The organism is Streptomyces sp. NPDC058663 (assembly GCF_042716745.1).
GTDB lineage: Bacteria > Actinomycetota > Actinomycetes > Streptomycetales > Streptomycetaceae > Streptomyces.
On the sequence record NZ_JBHXRV010000009.1, the window covers coordinates 108,132 to 124,831 of the forward strand.

Here is a 16,700-nt window from a genome sequence, read left to right on the forward strand (position 1 = left end):
CCCCTCTCACCAGAACAGGGCACCACCATGACCACGCAACTCCTCGAACGACCCGCGACCATCACCGCCCCCGACACCGAAGCGGGCAGGCTCATCGTCCCCGCGACCGAGGTCAGCACCACCATCCCGACGTACCGCGTCGGCTCCCCCGACATCCAATGCCGATACCCCGTGATCGTTGGCGAAGACCAGGTCATCGGCCGCGCCTACAGGTGGCACCGGGATTGGCTCGTCCTCACCACCGAGGGCGAACGCAACCTCCGCCGCCCGCCCAAGGGGACCCCTGGCACCGATATGGCCGCCGCCCATCTCGCGGAGGAGTACGCCGCCGGTCGGATCGGCGCCGTCCCCTTGGACCAAGTGCTCGCCGAGGCCCCCACGCCGTTGTGCGGGCCGGTGCCTCTCCTGCACCCGCGGATGCCGGTCAACGATCGCAACATCGAGGGCGCGCAGATCGCGTTCGCGGGACTCCTGGCCCACCACTGGCGGGCCGTGCTCACCGGGTTCCCCGGCAGCGATAACCACTGGTTCCTCAGCTGCGAATTGTGTGACTGGCAAGGCCCGAAGTTCTGGAGCCATTTGCGCGGGCGCAACGGAGAGCCGCCGAGTGCGCGCCGTCACAAGGGCGGGTGCATCGGAGAGGAAAAGGTCCGCCGGTTGATCCCCGCCTACCACTAGCAGCCGACCGAGGGGCGGCGGCAGCGCGCCGCCGCCCCGCTTTCCCGAAGGACAGCACCGTGCCGACCCACCACACCCCCGAAAGCATCGTCATCGCCGACACTCCGGCCGCGATCCTGGAATGGGCCGCCCGCCACATCGAACACGTCGGCATCCACCAGGGCCCGCGCCTGTTCGACGGTCCCGGCCGTACGGCCACGTTGCCGTGCTGGCCGCGCGGCGCCCTCGAAGTCGCCGCCGGCCACGGGCGGGGAGCCGCCGGCCGGACGTACGACTGGGACCGCATCGACCGTGCCCGTGACCAGGCGTTCGGCATCCTCGCGGAAACCGTCACCGGTCACCCTGTCGACGCCGACGCCCCCGCCGCCGCCAAGGCCCGGCACCGCGAGGTCATCGACCGGTGGAGCGCCGAGCCCGGCCGTACCGCCGCCGACGCGGCCCGCGCGTTCCGCACTGCCGCCGCCCGCGCCGAACACGCCCTGTTCTGACACCCGCCGCCCGCCAGCATCCCGAGTCATCGAAGGCCAGCACGATGGACGAGACGACAGAAGACCGCAGCACCACCAGGACGCCGAGCCGCCGAGGAGCCGCCACCCCCAGCCGGGACGGCGTCCACCGGCTCAACGTCCCCCTCCACCCCCGGCTCAGCGCGACCGAGCTGATCCGTGTACTCCTTGCGGCCCCGGGGGAATCCGACCTCTCCGCCCTCGACCCCGTACAGGTCCGGTCGCTCATCGCCGACGTGCTCACCCAGCACGGCTATGACGTGCTCGACCGATCGCCGTACTACCCGGAACTCAACCGCCACCAGGACGCCCGCCGCGCGGTGCGCCGCGCGTACGGGCCGCGGTTCCTCGACGCCCCCGCCGAACAGGCCGCGCTCGCTGACCCGCTCCGGGAAGTCCTCGCCGCTGGAAGCAGGACATCGTGACCGCCACCGTTGCCGAGCCGATCGGAGCACGAGCACGGCAGACGTACTACTGGCGAGTGCGCAACGCGCGCACTCGCCACCGCCCCGAGAGCGCCGTGCAGGCGTGGCACATCCAGCCCGGACACCCCGGCGGCGCGTACAGCGACCTCGGCCACGAGCTGGACCCGCCCGCACACCACACCCCGACCCTGCTCTCCCGTAGCCGGCCGACCGGCCGCCGGGGGGACGAGCAGGAGTTCCGCGGCGGGTGTCTCGCGTGCGAGTGGGAAGGCCCCGTGCACTCCGGCGACGGGTTCGGGGACGGTGACAACGAGGCGGTGGAGGACGCCCACGATCATGCGTTCCCCGACTGGCGGACACTGCCGCCGATCACCACGGTCGAGGACCGGTGGGCCGTCCCGCGGAGCCGGAGCCGCTGGGCTCAGCTCACCGCCCGGTACCCGGCGGGCTGGCTCGACCAGGGCGCCCCCGTCGTGGCCTGGAGCCGGTACCGCCGCGAAGCTCACGCCCCGCCGCACGCGGGAAGTCCCCGCTACGAACTCCACGTCACCCGGCCCCCCACCGACCGGGGCCGACGCCCCGCAGATCAGGGAGCCCTCTTCTGATGACCGCCGTCTCCCGGATTAGGGCCCCGCCCCGCTCGATCCAAAGGTGGTTTAATTACTCCGCCGTCAGCGGAGCGGGCAACCTCCGACCGGCCGTGCGTCCACGGGGCGCGACGCACCCCAGACAACAGATGACGGCCAGCGCACAAGGGCAACAAGGCGCTGGCCGTCGGTGTCTCTCTCACCAGAAAGACCACACCATGCTATGTGACCGACACCCCGACTGTCCCCAGCCCGGCGACATCGCCCAGCTCACCAGGGGTAACAGCATCGGCGCCGATCCCGGCGACAGCTTCGTCATCGTCGAGGACTTCCCCCCGACCGGTCGGCACCTCGTGCTCAACCTCCCCGTCGACCACCCTGGCCGCGCCGACTGGGCCGCCGCCGTCCCCCTGGCCGACATAGCCACCCTCACCCGGCTCGAACCGGCGGGCAGCCGTACGTGGGCGCCGGCCCCGGACCCGGACGACATCCTGTGACCGCGCCGAGCGGTCGTGACCCCGACCAAGAACAGGAGGCGACCGTGTCCCGCAAGACCGGCCGCACGCTCTACTCACGCGCGGACCTGCGCAAGGTCCACGGCATCAGCGAGCCGACGCTTCAGAACCTCTGGACCGACCGGGAGAACAACGGGCACCCACCCGTCGCGGACACCATCGACGGCGTCATGCACTGGGACGGCGACGTATGGGCGACGTGGCACCACGAGCTTCAGCGGCAGCGCGCCGCCGCCAGCACCACCAATCCGCCGAAGCTCGACGGCGATCCCGAAGAGATGGTCGGCCCCGCCGAAGCGGCGAAGGTCTGCGGGTTTGCCGACTCCACCACCGTCTCCCACTACGTGAAGAACCCGCCCGAGGGGTGGCCCGAGCCGGACGACTGGGACGAGCTTCCGACCCGGCGGCGGCCGAAGTGGAAGCGCTGGAGGCTGTGGCAGTACCTTGCCGACCGGAAGGGCCGCGGGCACGCCGGCGGACGGCCCACCGGCCGCCGCGGACTGGCCTACCCCTACCAAGGAGACGAGCGGCTGACCCTCGCCCGGCAGGCCATCGCGGCGAACCCCCAGGCCACGAACGCCGAGCTGATCCCCCAGCTCCAGGAGCAGACGGAGAAGACCTACTCCCGCCCGACCTGGAACAACATCATCAAGTCCGCTCGCGAGCACCCCGAGGAGTGACCAGTGCCCGACACCCGCTGTCCGCGCTGCGGCGGCCCGCTCGGTGAACGGCCCGCACGTTCCCGTCTGACCACCGACCGCGAGGTCTTCATCTGCACCACGTGCGGTACGGAGGAAGCCGTGCGCGAAGCTCAAGGTCAGGCGCCGGTGCCGTTCGGCGAGTGGCCCCTGAACACGTAGGCGTCGGCCGAGCTACACGGCCAGAATGAGGAAGGTCCCCGCTCCGGGTCGGATGCTGTTGGTTAATTCGGGGTCCTACTCCTTCTTCGCCCCGTCGATCGTTTGGTCGGCGGGGCGAAGTGCTGCGAAGTGGCTGGTGCGGGTGCGAGCCCGTGGTGTGCCGGTGAGGTGGGCGTCGACGCGTGCGAGGTTGATGGCGGCGCCTGTGAGCTGGTGCTGGAGGCTGGACTTTGCGAGGCCTCGGTAGCGGGATCTGCGCAGGCCGCAGCGCTGGACGGCTTGGGAGATGGTGCCCTCGACTCCGGCTCGGATCTTGTAGCGGTCTTTCCAGGCATCGGTTCGCTGTTCGGTCCGGGCCGCCTGAACGACTTCGTGTTCGTCGCGGTGCCGCAGGTTGAGCGAGCGGTATGCGGCCTTGGGCGAGTTCACGCATGCGCGCAGGTGGGGGCAGTCACGGCAGTCGGCAGGGTTGAAGCGGACCCGGATGACGGGCAGGCCCTGCTGGGAGTGCCGGTGGTGCCACTGCGTGCTGGTGACGCCGTTCGGGCAGGTGACCCGTTCGTGGTCCCAGTCGATGGTGAACGCCTCCTGCCCGAAGGGGCCGTCGGCCGAAGCGGCGGTGTTGGCGGCCATTGGCCCGTGCAGGTCGACCCCGTGGTCCCGGCGGGCGGCGACGATCTGCCCGGCGGTGGGGTATCCGGCATCGACCCAGTGCTCGCCGGGCAGGCAGTCCCGTTCCGCCAGTGAGTCATGGATTTCGGGGACCGTCACGCTGTCGTGGACGGTGGCGAGGGTGGTGGCCACGTTCGTAATCAGGTTCGGCGCGTCCGGCTCGCAGGTCTCGGTCAGGTGGACCTTGTATCCGTCCCAGAGAGTGTCCCGCTTGATACTGCCCCGGGCCTCGGTGTCATAGGGGGTGACCAGGCGCAACGCGCCCGGCGGGCGGTCTTTTGGGTCCCGCCGCCTCACCTCGCCCCCCACCAGGTGGAAGTGCTGGACCCACATCTGCCGCAAGGTCTCCACCTCCGCCAGGACACCGAGACCGGCCGGTGCTTCCGCGGCGAAGACCGCTCCCAGCAGACGCATCCCGTCACGGCCGACCCGCGCACCCACCTCGTCACGTTTGGTCCGGGCCTTGGGGAACCGGGAGTCCTCCGCGCGGGTGGCGTAGTGCCTGAACCAGTCCGGCTCCGCGATGTCCGACAGCCAGCCCGGGGCGGCCTGGGCGAGCGCGTTGAGCGCCGACCGCAGAGTTTCGGCGACCATCTCCAGCCAGGACAGCTCACGGGCGGCCGACAACACGTGCGTGGCATCGGTGCGAGACCGGCCCGCCGTCTTGAGCAGGCCCTCCTCCCGGGCCGCGATCAAGATGCCGTCCAGCACCCGCCGCCCGGCGTCGGCCCCCACCAGCCGGTCCCTGAACTCCGACAGCACCGAGAAGTCGAACCCCGGATCATCCAGTACAAGGCCGAGGGCGTACTTGAAGTCGATCCTGGCCCGCACCGCCTCTGCGGCCTGCCGGTCGGTCAGCCCCTCCACGAACTGGAGCACCAACACCAGCGCCAGCCCGGCCGGGGACCAGGCAGGCCGACCCCGGACAGGGAAGAGGTCCGCGAACTCCTCGTCCGTGAACAGCGGCCCCAGCTCGTCCCGCAGCCGGATCGCCAGGCTCCCCTTCGGGAACGCGGCCCGCGCCACCCGCACCGTCTCCGCCGGGATCTCCCCCGAGCCCTTCGGCTGCATCGACATCCGCACCCACCCCATACGACAACGTCGGCCTTCAAGACCACAACCGGGTCTTGAAGGCCGACGTCACGCGGAGCCCCGAATAAACCAACAGCATCCGGGTCGGAGTGGGGACCTTCGTCATGTCACCAGGCACTTGCGGATCGAGCAGGGCCCAACCAAGACCGCACGCCCCGACAGCAAGCGACGCATCAGCGGCTACGAGCCCCCACTGAGCGGGAGCCCGCTCCGTCCTCCGGCCGATCGCCCGGGTACGGGGCGGAGTCGGATGTCCCCGGTCCAAACCGGCCCCCCGTGTCGCCCAAGTACGCCGGGGAGTCCGAGGACATCCAGTACGGGCCCGACAACTCGGCGAACCGGTGGGAGGCCGCCGGATACGGGGTGTGCTCCATACGCACACCAACGACGCGACCCCGCGCAGGTACCGCACCGACGTCGGATCGTCATACCGCCTCAGCACCTACGGCGCCTCAGCCCGCACACCCGCACGGAGGTAACAGTCCAACAGGACACCAGGCTCCAGGAGCCCGATCCGCAGGAGCTACCAGGCCACTCCGAGTGCCCGAGGTATCCCCTCGTTGATCATGATCTTGATTTGAGAGGACCAAGGTATCGTCACTTCGTGACGATACAATCAGCCAATACGACCGAAACTGACCGGATGAGAGCGGGGGGTGAGCGGGCCGATGGGATGGGTGACCATGATCGGCCCCTCCGACGAGCAGGTTGAGTACCGCCTTACCGGCGGCCACGGATGCGGGAAGTCTGTAGCGGTCGACGCCGCGCCCCTCATTGCCGCCATCGAAGCGAAGGCCGAAGCCGCCGGTGCCCCCGTCGCCTCCCTGCTCGCGAACCGCGAGGCCAAGCGCGCCTTCTTCCGCGCCCGCGGACTCCTCCGCAGCAAGGGCGCTGCGCGGTTCACCGGGTTCGACGCCGTTGAAGTCGCCGCCGCAGCCGGGCTCGACGCCCGCGACCTCTACGGGGAACAGGCCCTCCCCGCTCGGCCCGCGGACGGACAGGTGGACTACCACCTGGACGCCAGCGAACGGCCCCTGGTCTGGATCGGCGCTGGGCTCGCCGAGTTCGACATCACGCCCGGCAGCACCCTCGCCCCCGAGCAGTTCCCGGCCGCCCGGCGCCTCATGCACGGCGAAGACCCGCGGACCGGGCAGACCCTCGTGGAACCCAAGCTGGCCATCGCGCCGGCCGCCAAGCTCCCCGCCGCCCCACTGGCCCGCGCCATCCGCCGCGCCGCCGCCGAACGCAGTGTGAACCCCGCCTCCCTGCTGGACTCCAAGCGCAAGCAGGACGCCTTTCGCCGGATGGAGAGCCAGCTCAAGAGGTTCGGGGAGTCGCACCGTGTTCCCGTCTCGACGGTGCTGAAGCTCGCCGACGCCGTCGGCATCGACGCCGTCGACCTCTACGGCGAAGGCGTGGTGGAGAAGGCGGTCGCCGCCGAGGCGGGCGGCCGTCTGGACGCCCGCGCGCTCCTGCGTGCGGTCGAGGCGCGTGCCACCGAGACCGGACAGCAGCTCGCCGACCTGTTCGACGCCGCGTCCATGAAGCGCCGGTACGCCCAGACCGAGGGCCAAGGTGCACGTCGTCTTCGGGATCTGCCGATGGACGTCCGCGAAGCCGTCGCGATGGCCAAGGCGGCAGGGCTCGCGCCAGAGGAAGTGTGGGACGCCGAGGAGCTCAAGGCCGCTCTCCTCGAAGGCCGCGTGCAGGTCGGCAACTTCGGTGCTGACGTCACCTTGGACTTGGCGAAGTCGAAGTCCGCGTTCCTCGCCTACGCGCCCGAAGAGGTTGCCGCCCAGGTCGAGGGCATCTACACGGCCGCCGGCCGCGAGTCCATCGGTGCCCTGGAACGGTGGACCGCGTACGCCATGCGCGGCCATCACGGCGACGGCGACGCAGCGGAGACCGTGAAAACGAGCGGGTTCTCCGGCTGGATGATGGTCCACCGCGCCGCCCGACCCGTCGACGGTGCCCCGTACGGAGACCCCCACTTCCACCTGCACTTCACCCTCGCCAACATGGTCAAGGGCACCGACGGCAAGTGGTCCACGATGGCCAGCGGGGGCCGAGACCTCCACCGGCACACCCGCGCGACCCAGTCCCTCATGAACGCCCGCATCCGCCGCGAGCTGACCAACGAGTTCGGCATCAGCTTCCGCCGCGAGGAGCGGACCGGAGCGTGGGAGATCGCAGCGATTCCCGAGGCCACGATCCGGCTGTTCAGTAAGCGCGACAGCCAGGTCCGGGACCTGCTGACGAAACTCGGCATCGACTACGACAGCGCCTCGACCCGCGAGCGCACCGCCGCCTCCACCGCGTCCAAGGCCGCGAAGAACGGCGAGGCCGCCGGGGTCGGGGACGATGTCCTCCGCGCCTACTGGCAGGCCGAAGGCCGTGCGGCCGGAGACGACCCCGACGCCATCGCAGCCAGCGCGATGGAACAGGACCGAGCAGACCAGAACCCCACCCTGGACGAGCTGTGCGCCCAGGTCTTCGATCCCAAGACCGGCCTGACCAGCCACTCCAAGGAGTTCACCCACGCCGCCGCCATCGCCGCCGTGCTGGACGCCCTCCCGTACGGCGTCGCGGACGCCGCCGAGGCCGAACAGCTCACCAACTCCGTACTCCGGCACGCCGGATACGCGGTCCAGCTCAACCCGAAGGGCGCCCAGCACTTCGCGCACGCCGACCGGTACACCACGGCGGATGTCGTGGCGGCCGAAGCGCTGATCGTCTCCGAGGCCACGAACCGGCTCGGGACTCAGGCCGCCGCCGTCAGCAGCGACACGGTCGACATGACGCTGTCCACCGTCGAGGCCCAGCACGGCGGCAGCTTCACGTTCTCCGACGAACAGCGTGCCGTCCTCGAACGACTGCTCACGGCCGGGCACGGAATCGACGCCGTCGTGGGCATCGCCGGATCGGGCAAGACCACGATCATGGACACCGCGCGCCAGGCATGGGAGGCGCACGGTCTCGTCATCGCCGGCGCGAGTACAGCCGCCGTCGCCGCCGCGAACCTGAAGGCCGAGGCGGGCATCGAGTCCCGCACCCTCGCGTCCTGGTTGACCGGCATCCGCAACGGAGGCTCCGGCCTCACCGGCGTGGACGTGTTGGTCGTGGACGAAGCCGCGATGTGCGATGACCGCGACATCGCCGAACTCCTCACCCACGCCGCGGAAACCGGCACGAAGGTCGTCGGCATCGGTGACCCCAAGCAGCTCCACTCGCCCGGCATCGGCGGCAGCTTCGCCGCCGTGCACCACCTCGTGGGCGGGCTCACCCTCAGCCAGAATTTCCGCCAGAAGGACATGGTCGAGCGCCGGGCCCTGGAGCTGTGGCGCGACGACAACCGCGTGGAATCGCTCCGTACCTTCGCCGGGACCGGCCGCGTGCACGCTCTCGCGGACAAGGACACCACCCTCGCCGCGATGCTCACCGTCTGGGCCGACAAGCGGGCCGCGCACAACGACGACCACACCGCCGTGCAGCAGCTCCTCATGCTCGCCGCCACCAACGAGATCGTGGAAGAGCTGAACACCGGCGCCCGCGCACTGCGGAAGGAGAACGGCGACCTCACCGGTCCCGAGCACGCCTACGCGCTGCCCGGTGGCGGCGAGCTGACCCTGTCCGTCGGTGACCAGGTCCTCCTTCGAGTCAACGACTACCGGGGCAAGAAGAGCCGAGGGCAGAACGAAGACGTCCTGAACGGCTACCGCGGAATCGTGCGCGCCGTGGACGACGAACGCCGGGTGCTGGTCGAGTGGCGCGAGAAGACCGAGGACGGCCACCGCGACGTTGCCGAATGGGTGGACGCCGACTACATCGCACAGGGCGGGCTCAGCCTCGGATACGCGATCACCGGCCACAAGTCGCAGGGCCTCACCGTCCAAGAGGCTCTGGTCTACGGACCCGGGGCTCAGGCGAACGCCCTCTACACGATGATGAGCCGCGACAAGAAGGAGTCCCACCTCTTCCTGCCGCTCTCCGTCTACGAGACCGACGCCGACCGCGCCCGCCACGGCGACGCACTCACCGACCAGGAACAGCTTGACCGCGCCGTCGCGGGCCTCATCCGTGAGATCGAGACCGGCACCGAGGAACGCATGATCCTCACCGAACTCCCGAAGAACGCGGTCCCCGCCCACGTCCGCCAGGTCGTAGCAGACCTCCCGATCCCGCGCGCCCCCGGCGCCGACGAGCACCACGACGCAGACACTCCCGAACAGGCTCCGGAGCACGAGGACCGCCCCGCACCGGCGAACGCCGAGCCGACCACGGAGCCGGCCACACCCTCGGGACCCGCGCCGACGGCTGACCGTCCATACGCTCACCTCGGGAACTCGGCACTGCGTGACGCCGTGCGGAAGGCCGCCATCGCTGCCCGCGCCACAACGACGGCGGCCGACAAGGCGGAAGCCGTCGCCGATCGTGCAGAACAGGAGGCTGCTGCCGGTGCAGGCCCCAATTCGCTCGCGCTCCAACGCCGTCATCAGGACGTTGCCGAACGGGCCGTGGCCATCCGCGAAGTCCGGCTGCTGGACGGCACGATCGCGGAACGCACCGCTCGATTGACCGGCACCGAGGCCCGTATCGAGGGTCTTGAACAGCAGCTGTCCGCGACGGGCCGTTTCGGGCGGGCGGCAATCCGCGGTGACGAGCGTGCTGCGGTCGAGGCGGACCGGGAAGCACTCCTTCGTACCCGTGAGGAGACCGTCCAAGAGCTGGAGCAGATGGACACGCGGCTCCAGGAAGTTACCCGGCAGGCCGGACCCGTCAACGAGCACGAAGCTGTGCTGACGGAAGCGGACATGCCGCAGCAGGAAAAGGCCGCGCTGCTTCGGCGGGCCAAGGCCAAGGACAACGAGGCAGCCAAGCAGCTCCGGGCCGTGGCCATCAAGGCTCGCAGCACTGCTCACGGCGCAGACCACCGCGTGTCCGGCCTCCAGAAGGAGACGAGTCTGCGAGCCCAGCACGGACGTCAGCACGTCGATGCCGATGAGTCCGCCGTGCCCTCAGCTCCGAAACCCGACTCCTCGTACGCCAACCGAACCGCGGTGGACCACACACAGCCCGTACCACCGGACAGCGCTCACGACGCACCGCCCGTGTAAGGAGGGCCCCGTACCTTCCTAGGTCGGCGGAGCGAAGACCGCGTTGTCCGGCATCCGGTCGCGGAACGCATCGGGGATGGTGCCCATGAGCCAGATCCGGCGCGTCACGTGCACGGTGCCTGTGGGATCGTCCAGCAGGACGTAGCGGTTTTCCCCGCCCCCTACGTAGCCGATCTCCGGCGGGAACCCCTGCTCCTCGGTCCAGGACAGATAATGGACGCCGTCGATCCGAAGGGCACGACGGCCGTCCGGGTCTTGGTCGCCGAGCATCGCGTACCCCAGGCACATCAGCCAGAAGTCACAAGAGCTGCACACCCGGTATGCAGCCATCCGCGCGCCGACACCTCGGATCTCCCGGTCTGTCCCCTTGTTCGGGCACAACTTGCACTGGAACAACTGGTACACCTCGGGTGTACGGGCTCGCCTCATGCGCCGGAGGCGGCGGGCCTGCGCCGGACATGCTTGCACCGGACACCGCGCTCGATGTCCTGGAGCGAGGGTCTACGGGACGCCCCGCAGTCGGTGCACTCGCTCGGCCAAGGCATCGAGCGGGCACCGGGGTAAGGCCCCTTCGGCTCGTAGCCGGCCGCACGCATCACCTCCCTGGCCTCCCGCTCGTCGGCGGTCACCTGGGTGGTGGGCGGGGGCCCGGCGACGGGCGGCGGGAGCTCGAAGCTCTGTGTGTGTCCCCCGAACAGCAATCCGAGGCTCACCCATTGCTTGTGCCGCGATGGAACGGTCATGGCAAGTCCTATCTCGCACGACTATGGGTCGCTTCACCTGGGCCTACAGCTAGTGGCCCCTGGCGGTTTACACGGCTCGCGGCCGACCTATGTCCCGCTTTCCCGGTGCAGGATCGCCGCCCTCGCTGCCCAGGCCAAGACGCTCTGTCCCCGCATGGACAGCCCAAGCCGGTTCCAGTGAAAGATCACGTGATAGCTGAGCACCTGCCTCAACCCCCGGTCGAGCGTCCCGTCCTGTACGGCACGGCGGAGTTCCTGCCCCGTGCTGCGGAAGGCGGCGGCCCACTCGGCGACGGGCTCCAACAGCCCGCCGGGGCGCAGCAGGACATCACTGTCGGCGAAGAGCAGCGGCCGGATCTCCTGCGCGCGGGCGTCGAGCCGGTCTGCCGGGACGTCGCTGACGGCCGATCGGTGCTCTTCCGTGATGACGCGGTGCCACACGTCCCCCTGCTCGTACCACTCCAGACTCGCGGCGCGCATCATGATCGTGCAGAGGAGAACGGACAGCTCGCGCGGTCCCACGGCCAGGTCCCCGCGCTGCCTTAGTTGCTGCGCCTCTCGGCTGTCGGTGACGAACAGCGCGTGCGCAGCCGTCATGCTGACCGCGCCCCCGAACGCTGCGGTCTCCGGCTCGTAGATCCCGGGCCACCACCGTTGCAGATGCCCGTCGGAGACAAGACGGTCGAAGCCGTCGCCGAGGGTCAGTTTGGTTCCGGCCACGGGCTGTAGACGAAGGCGCAGGCGCCAGCACGGGTGCTTGCGGGTGTACCACCAGCCGCTTATGAGCCCCGCGGCCTCTGCCTCCCGAAGCACGGGGAGCACGTGCGTGGTGAAGGTGGTGTCGGCGTCCGTCCAGTCGGTGAAGTGGAGGTACACCTGCCACCAGTCGGTGGCGGTGGCGTGGCGGGCCAGGGCCTCCCGGCCGGCTTGGTCGTAGACCGCCACGGCGTCGGACAGGATCGTCGGTTCCATCCCGTACTGAGCTGCGACCTCGGGGGTCGGCAGGCCGGTGAGGGCAGCGGAGACCGCGCGCTGGATCGGGCTCGGCTCCGTCAAGATCAGTTGATCAAGAGACATGCGTCCCATCCGGAGATCGGGGCCTGCTGTGAGGCGTAGGTGGTGAGGGCGAGCGCGGTACCGGCGTCGCCGTTGATCAGGCCGGGCTCGGGAAGGCACGGCTGGGCGTTCGCTGCGAGGGTGTCGCCGAGGCGCTTCGGGAGGGTCTGAAGGCGGGAGTCGCGGGCATCGGCAGCGGCGCGGGTTGCGGTCTGGTAGATGCCTGCCCAGCCGTGGCACAGACCCGAGTCGGTGACGTGGGCGAGCTGTTCGGGGTCGGTTAGGGCGCGGTACAGGGCGTCCTCGTAGAACGCCTGGACGTCGGGGGCACGCAAGGCGAGCCCGGCGAGTTGCCCGGCCCGTGCGATGCCCGTGGTTCCGTAGCACCAGCTCGGCCGGGTGGGAGCGTCGTGGTGCGGGCGCCCGAGGTCGAGATCGCGGCGCGAGATGTGCTCGGGCCACCAGGGACCGGAGGGACTGAGCTGGCACCAGGCGTCAAGGTGTTCGCAGATGCTCCAGATGGCTTCGCGGTGGCCGCTGACGGCGATGCCGCGGCGCATGGCCTGGGCCAGCAGGAGGAGCGGACCGGTGACGCCGTGGGCTGCACCGAAGTTGCCGTGGCCGCCCGGGAAGTGGGGGGACTCGCCACGGGCCGGGTCGTGGCGGACCCACCAGCCCGGCAGGCCGCGGCCGTCGGGGACAAGGGGGCGGGTCAGGGCAACGAGGTACTTCAGGACCCGTTCCAGGGGGAGCCCTTCGGGGTCGGTCCGCAGGAGGTACGCCCCGATGCCGGTGAGGCCGTAGAACAGGTCGTACTCGGCGAACGTGGGCAGGTCGCCCTTGCGGATGCGGGTGAGAGCGGCGTCCACGCGACGGTGGGTCAGGTCGGTGATGTGCTGGTGCAGGGTCCGGCGCGCCGGTTCGTACAGGTGCTGGAAGGACGGCGGGACGGTGGTGAGGACGAAGCCGAGGGCCGGGGCGCCGAGGAATAGTCCGGCGGTGTCGGCCGCGCTGATGTGCCCGGCCGCTGCGGCGGTGATCCATCGGTGGGCGGGGCGCCAGGAGCCGCCGTGACGGCTGGCCATCTCGATGTGCAGCAGGCTGATTCCGGCGGCGCCGTCGGCGAGGGACTGCACCGCCCAAGGCTCGTCCGGGGGCGGCGGAGCGGGTTGTGCGAGGTGGGCGGTGTACTGCTCCAGGATCGTCGCGGTGGTGGCGGCCGGCGCGGTCATCGGACGGCCATCCTGTGCTGGAGGGCCGCGGCTCGTACGAGCCGGATCGTGGGCTCCTCGGCGCGCGGGTCGACGCCCAGGGCCCGGACGTGGTGTTGGTGCAGTAGCGACCGGGCGACGTCAAGGGGATCACGCTGGCCGGTCAAGGTGTTCCGGTAGGTGTCCACGGCGACGGCGCGGGCCCGCCATGCTTCGGCGACCGCAGGGCCGCCGGGGAGGGCCGCGAGCGCGGAGGCGCCGTTCGGCGCGGCGAGTTCGAGCACCTGGGTACGCAGGGTCCGGTTCAGTCGCCCCGTGCTCTGGGGGAGGTTGCGCACCAACCACTCCTCGGCCGCCGCGTTGTTCGGCGCCAGGGGGGTGACGAGGTGCAGAGCGCTGGCCGCGGCGAGGGCCTGCGGGGCGAAGGCGTCGGTGCGCTCGGTGAGCTGGATCTGTGCGAGGGCGGCGGCGGAGTCTGCGGCGAACACCTGGTGCGCGGCGTCCATGGCTGTCTCGCTGCCGAAGCGCCCGGTCTGCGGCTGGTAGGGAGCCAGGACGAGCCCGGCCGCCAGACCGGTCCCGTGCAGGCTGTCCGCCCAGGTACGAACGTGTTGGGCGGCGGCCCCGTATGCGTCCGGCGGCAGGTGCAGCGTGAGGTCGAGGTGCTGGTCGGCGTCCGGGCGGGCCATCTCCCGGTGCCGGGTGAACCACCAGACCGGCGGGGCGTCGCCGAACGCGGCGAGGAGGCTGGGCAGGTGGCGGCTCAGGATCTCGTCGTAGCGGCGCGGGTGGGCGTGGAGCTGCGCGAGCAGGACGTCACCGGCGCCCGGAAGGTGCCGCCCGGGGACCGGTGACGTGGCGGGGCGCGGCCGGGGCACATCGGCGGGCTCCGGCTGCAACCGGCCCAAAGAGAGCCAGATCTCGTGTGCCCGTCCGATCCAGCCGTGGGCGTCTACGTCCGGGACCTCGCGCAGCTCCAGACGCCGGGCGTTGTCGAGGTGGGCGCGCAGGGCCCGGCGGTGGACCGGGTGGGACAGGTCGAGGGGAAGGCGCTGGTCGTACTCGATGATCGCGACCTGCAAGGGGACCCGTAGCCGGTCCCGCCAGGCGGTGAAGGCGTCTTCCCACTCCTCGGTCGAGGCTTTGCGGCCGGGCAGGTCATCGGCCATCAGCAGCCATCGGGCCTGCGTGAGGATGGTGCGGCGGTAGCGCACCCGGGGGAGGAACGGGAGCCGGGAGCCGGCGCCGAAGTCGAACGGCTTGTAGGCGGCGTACCTCCCGTTGGCCACTTCGGCGAGGAACCGGGCCAGTGGTGGTGTCTGTGTCCCGCCTTCCAGGGCGTGCAGAACCCGCACGTCGATGCGCCGGCCGGTGGAGAGCTGCACGAGGTGGAAGCTGCGCGGGTCCGCGGTGACGGCGATGTCGGCGAGCGGGATCGTCGTCTCGTCCGTCTCCTGGTGGCCGGACAGCTCGATGACGTGCGGCAGCAGCCGCGGCGTACGGATGACGTTCTCGTTGCGGTGGCGGCGCGGCGGGAACACGAGCTGCGCAGTGAGGGCGTCCGGCGCCCCGTGGTACGTGGCGGCGAGCGCGTCCTGATGCTCGGGCGGCAGGACGTGGGCGAACCGGCCGGCCATGCTGCTGCCGGGGCGGGGGACCGCGGTGAGGAGGACATCGAAGGTGCCGCTGGACAGTGCCCGGGTGCTGGGTGAGTGGACTTCGAAGGCGGCCTCCACCCGGGGTACGAACAGCCGCTCGTCCTCTCCGGCGGCCTTCTCCAAGGCGTCGACCATGTCGTCCGTCAGCCGCAGTTCATCGCGGCCGTCCAGGAGGACTTGCTGCATCAGCGCGAGCAGCAGTTCATCGCGGTCGGTGCGCACCTTCAGGGCGGCGCCGCGTTCGGAGCCGACGTATCCGGCGGGCAGGCCCAGACCGCTGTCGGCGACCAGGTCCATGACCGGCACCAGGGCCCCGACGCCGTACCGGGCCCGGAATCGGCGGTGGTAGTCGCGCCAGTGCTGGTAGCCGTAGGGCTGCGGGGTGGTCCGGTAGAGGGCCGACACGGCTGCCTGCACTTCCGCGATCACGGACTGCGGGAGCTGGGTCTCGCAGTCGAGGGCGGTGTCAATGAGCAGCGGTGTCGGGGTGACGGTGGTTAGGTCGCGCATCCGCGCGGCGACGGCGCTCACGCTGGTGTCGGAAAGCGTCGGCTGGTGGGCGGACACGTCGTCGCGCAGCGCGTACAGCGCGTGGACCAGGTCCCGCACCTCGGGGACGTCGTCCGCCTGGTGCCGGTCCAGTTCGCGGCACAGGTGCTGAAAGCCGTCCACGGTGGTCATGGGCGCCCAGAGGCTGGTGATGAGGAACTGCTGCTCGACCAGGCTGGTGAGAAGGGCGTCGATCTTCTCCGGTGTCGCCTGCGGGAAGCGGTCGCGCAGGTGGCTGTGGAGGTCGCCGTAGAGGATGGGGGTGCGGGCCCCGTCCATGGCGGCGGCCACCGGCCGGGCGTTGCGGACGGATATCTCGACCGGGGCCAGCAGGACGGCGTGGCCGTCGGAGGACGGACCCGGTGCCACGAGCCGGTCACCGCGTGCGCGGGCGGCGTTGTTGGCGACGAGCGGTAACCGCTTCAGCAACGCGGGGGTGCGCTGGAGCCGGAGAACCATGTCGGTGACCCATTCGGCGTCCGGCCGGATCATAGCGCGGTGCTTGTCGCGCCACCGCGCGCTCGCCCGGGGCCCGACCGACACCGGGGCGGTGCCGGCGAACAGGCCGAGTGGGGTCGGCCGGTGCTGCCAACGCAGGAGGTAGGAGACGGTCGACAGCGCGGTGCGGCGGACGTGACGGGGCTCGGTCTGCCGACCCCGGACGACGGCCTCGATGGCGTCGGACAGGACGGGGGTGGCCAGCTCCAGCGCGCTGCGGAAGTCCTCGCGCTGCCAGATGCGGTTCAGCCATCCGCGGGTGACGGCCACGTTGTCCAGGTCGAGGGTACGGGGGATGTCTGCCGGCCCGGGGCTGGTGGTGGCGCGCAGCATCGCAACGCCTTGCCACTGGTATCCGGCGGCTGCTCGGGAAGCCATGAGGCCCTTCCATGAGGCGGCGCGGGGAGGGGGGAGAGGGGCCTGTGGGCCGGGGGCAGCGCGGGGCGCGGCCGCCCAGGCAGGGGGGGGGCGGGGGAGGGGCGGGGCCGCGGGGGGGGTACCGGGGGGGGGGGGCCCGGGGGGGGCGGTGGGGGGGC

14 protein-coding genes are annotated in these 16,700 nt (G+C 70.9%); 8 read left to right on the top strand and 6 right to left on the bottom strand.

Annotation, left to right across the window (positions count from 1 at the left end; all coding sequences use genetic code 11):
* Positions 1-27 precede the first annotated feature (27 nt).
* From ACFWVV_RS08985 to ACFWVV_RS09015, 7 genes are all read left to right on the top strand, one after another.
* Positions 28-678, top strand: coding sequence for a hypothetical protein (locus tag ACFWVV_RS08985; protein ID WP_384312012.1), 651 nt, complete (start codon positions 28-30; stop codon positions 676-678).
* A 59-nt stretch (positions 679-737) separates the two neighbouring features.
* Positions 738-1,166: a DUF6197 family protein gene (locus ACFWVV_RS08990; protein ID WP_384312010.1), complete on the top strand. Its 429-nt coding sequence runs from the start codon at positions 738-740 to the stop codon at positions 1,164-1,166.
* A 44-nt stretch (positions 1,167-1,210) separates the two neighbouring features.
* Positions 1,211-1,609 (top strand): DUF6181 family protein, encoded by a 399-nt coding sequence (locus tag ACFWVV_RS08995; RefSeq protein WP_384312008.1) that lies wholly within the window; start codon positions 1,211-1,213, stop codon positions 1,607-1,609.
* Complete coding sequence (locus ACFWVV_RS09000; protein WP_384312006.1) at positions 1,606-2,214, top strand: DUF6349 family protein; 609 nt, start codon at positions 1,606-1,608, stop codon at positions 2,212-2,214. The genes ACFWVV_RS08995 and ACFWVV_RS09000 overlap by 4 nt, the downstream gene beginning before the upstream one ends.
* A 200-nt stretch (positions 2,215-2,414) precedes the next feature.
* Positions 2,415-2,693 (top strand): DUF6211 family protein, encoded by a 279-nt coding sequence (locus ACFWVV_RS09005; RefSeq protein ID WP_161344607.1) that lies wholly within the window; start codon positions 2,415-2,417, stop codon positions 2,691-2,693.
* A gap of 44 nt (positions 2,694-2,737) precedes the next feature.
* Positions 2,738-3,391: a hypothetical protein gene (locus ACFWVV_RS09010; RefSeq protein ID WP_384312004.1), complete on the top strand. Its 654-nt coding sequence runs from the start codon at positions 2,738-2,740 to the stop codon at positions 3,389-3,391.
* 3 nt (positions 3,392-3,394) lie between these two features.
* A complete protein-coding gene (locus ACFWVV_RS09015) occupies positions 3,395-3,571 on the top strand; it encodes a hypothetical protein (protein WP_167372517.1) in 177 nt (58 codons plus the stop codon).
* A gap of 75 nt (positions 3,572-3,646) precedes the next feature.
* Here ACFWVV_RS09015 and ACFWVV_RS09020 read toward each other — a convergent pair whose 3' ends face one another.
* Positions 3,647-5,320 carry an IS1182 family transposase gene (locus tag ACFWVV_RS09020; protein WP_384347732.1) on the bottom strand — a complete coding sequence of 558 codons (1,674 nt, stop codon included), beginning with the start codon at positions 5,318-5,320 and terminating at the stop codon, positions 3,647-3,649.
* A gap of 683 nt (positions 5,321-6,003) precedes the next feature.
* Here ACFWVV_RS09020 and mobF point away from each other — a divergent pair.
* Positions 6,004-10,449: a MobF family relaxase gene (gene mobF / locus ACFWVV_RS09025; protein ID WP_384347734.1), complete on the top strand. Its 4,446-nt coding sequence runs from the start codon at positions 6,004-6,006 to the stop codon at positions 10,447-10,449.
* Positions 10,450-10,467: 18 nt separating this feature from the next.
* Here mobF and ACFWVV_RS09030 read toward each other — a convergent pair whose 3' ends face one another.
* The 5 genes from ACFWVV_RS09030 to ACFWVV_RS09050 all read right to left on the bottom strand — a co-directional run bounded on the left by ACFWVV_RS09030 (position 10,468) and on the right by ACFWVV_RS09050 (position 16,542).
* Entirely contained in the window at positions 10,468-10,779 is a 312-nt protein-coding gene (locus tag ACFWVV_RS09030) for a hypothetical protein (protein WP_384312000.1), read from the bottom strand.
* Between the two features lie 95 nt (positions 10,780-10,874).
* A complete protein-coding gene (locus tag ACFWVV_RS09035) occupies positions 10,875-11,192 on the bottom strand; it encodes a hypothetical protein (protein ID WP_384311998.1) in 318 nt (105 codons plus the stop codon).
* 87 nt (positions 11,193-11,279) lie between these two features.
* Positions 11,280-12,269, bottom strand: coding sequence for a thiopeptide-type bacteriocin biosynthesis protein (locus ACFWVV_RS09040; RefSeq protein WP_384347736.1), 990 nt, complete (start codon positions 12,267-12,269; stop codon positions 11,280-11,282).
* A complete protein-coding gene (locus ACFWVV_RS09045; RefSeq protein WP_384311995.1) occupies positions 12,251-13,480 on the bottom strand; it encodes a lanthionine synthetase C family protein in 1,230 nt (409 codons plus the stop codon). The genes ACFWVV_RS09040 and ACFWVV_RS09045 overlap by 19 nt, the downstream gene beginning before the upstream one ends.
* Positions 13,477-16,542, bottom strand: a complete 3,066-nt coding sequence (locus ACFWVV_RS09050; RefSeq protein ID WP_384347739.1) for a lantibiotic dehydratase — start codon at positions 16,540-16,542, stop codon at positions 13,477-13,479. Before ACFWVV_RS09050 ends, ACFWVV_RS09045 begins: the two co-directional genes overlap by 4 nt.
* Between the last annotated feature and the right edge of the window lie 158 nt (positions 16,543-16,700).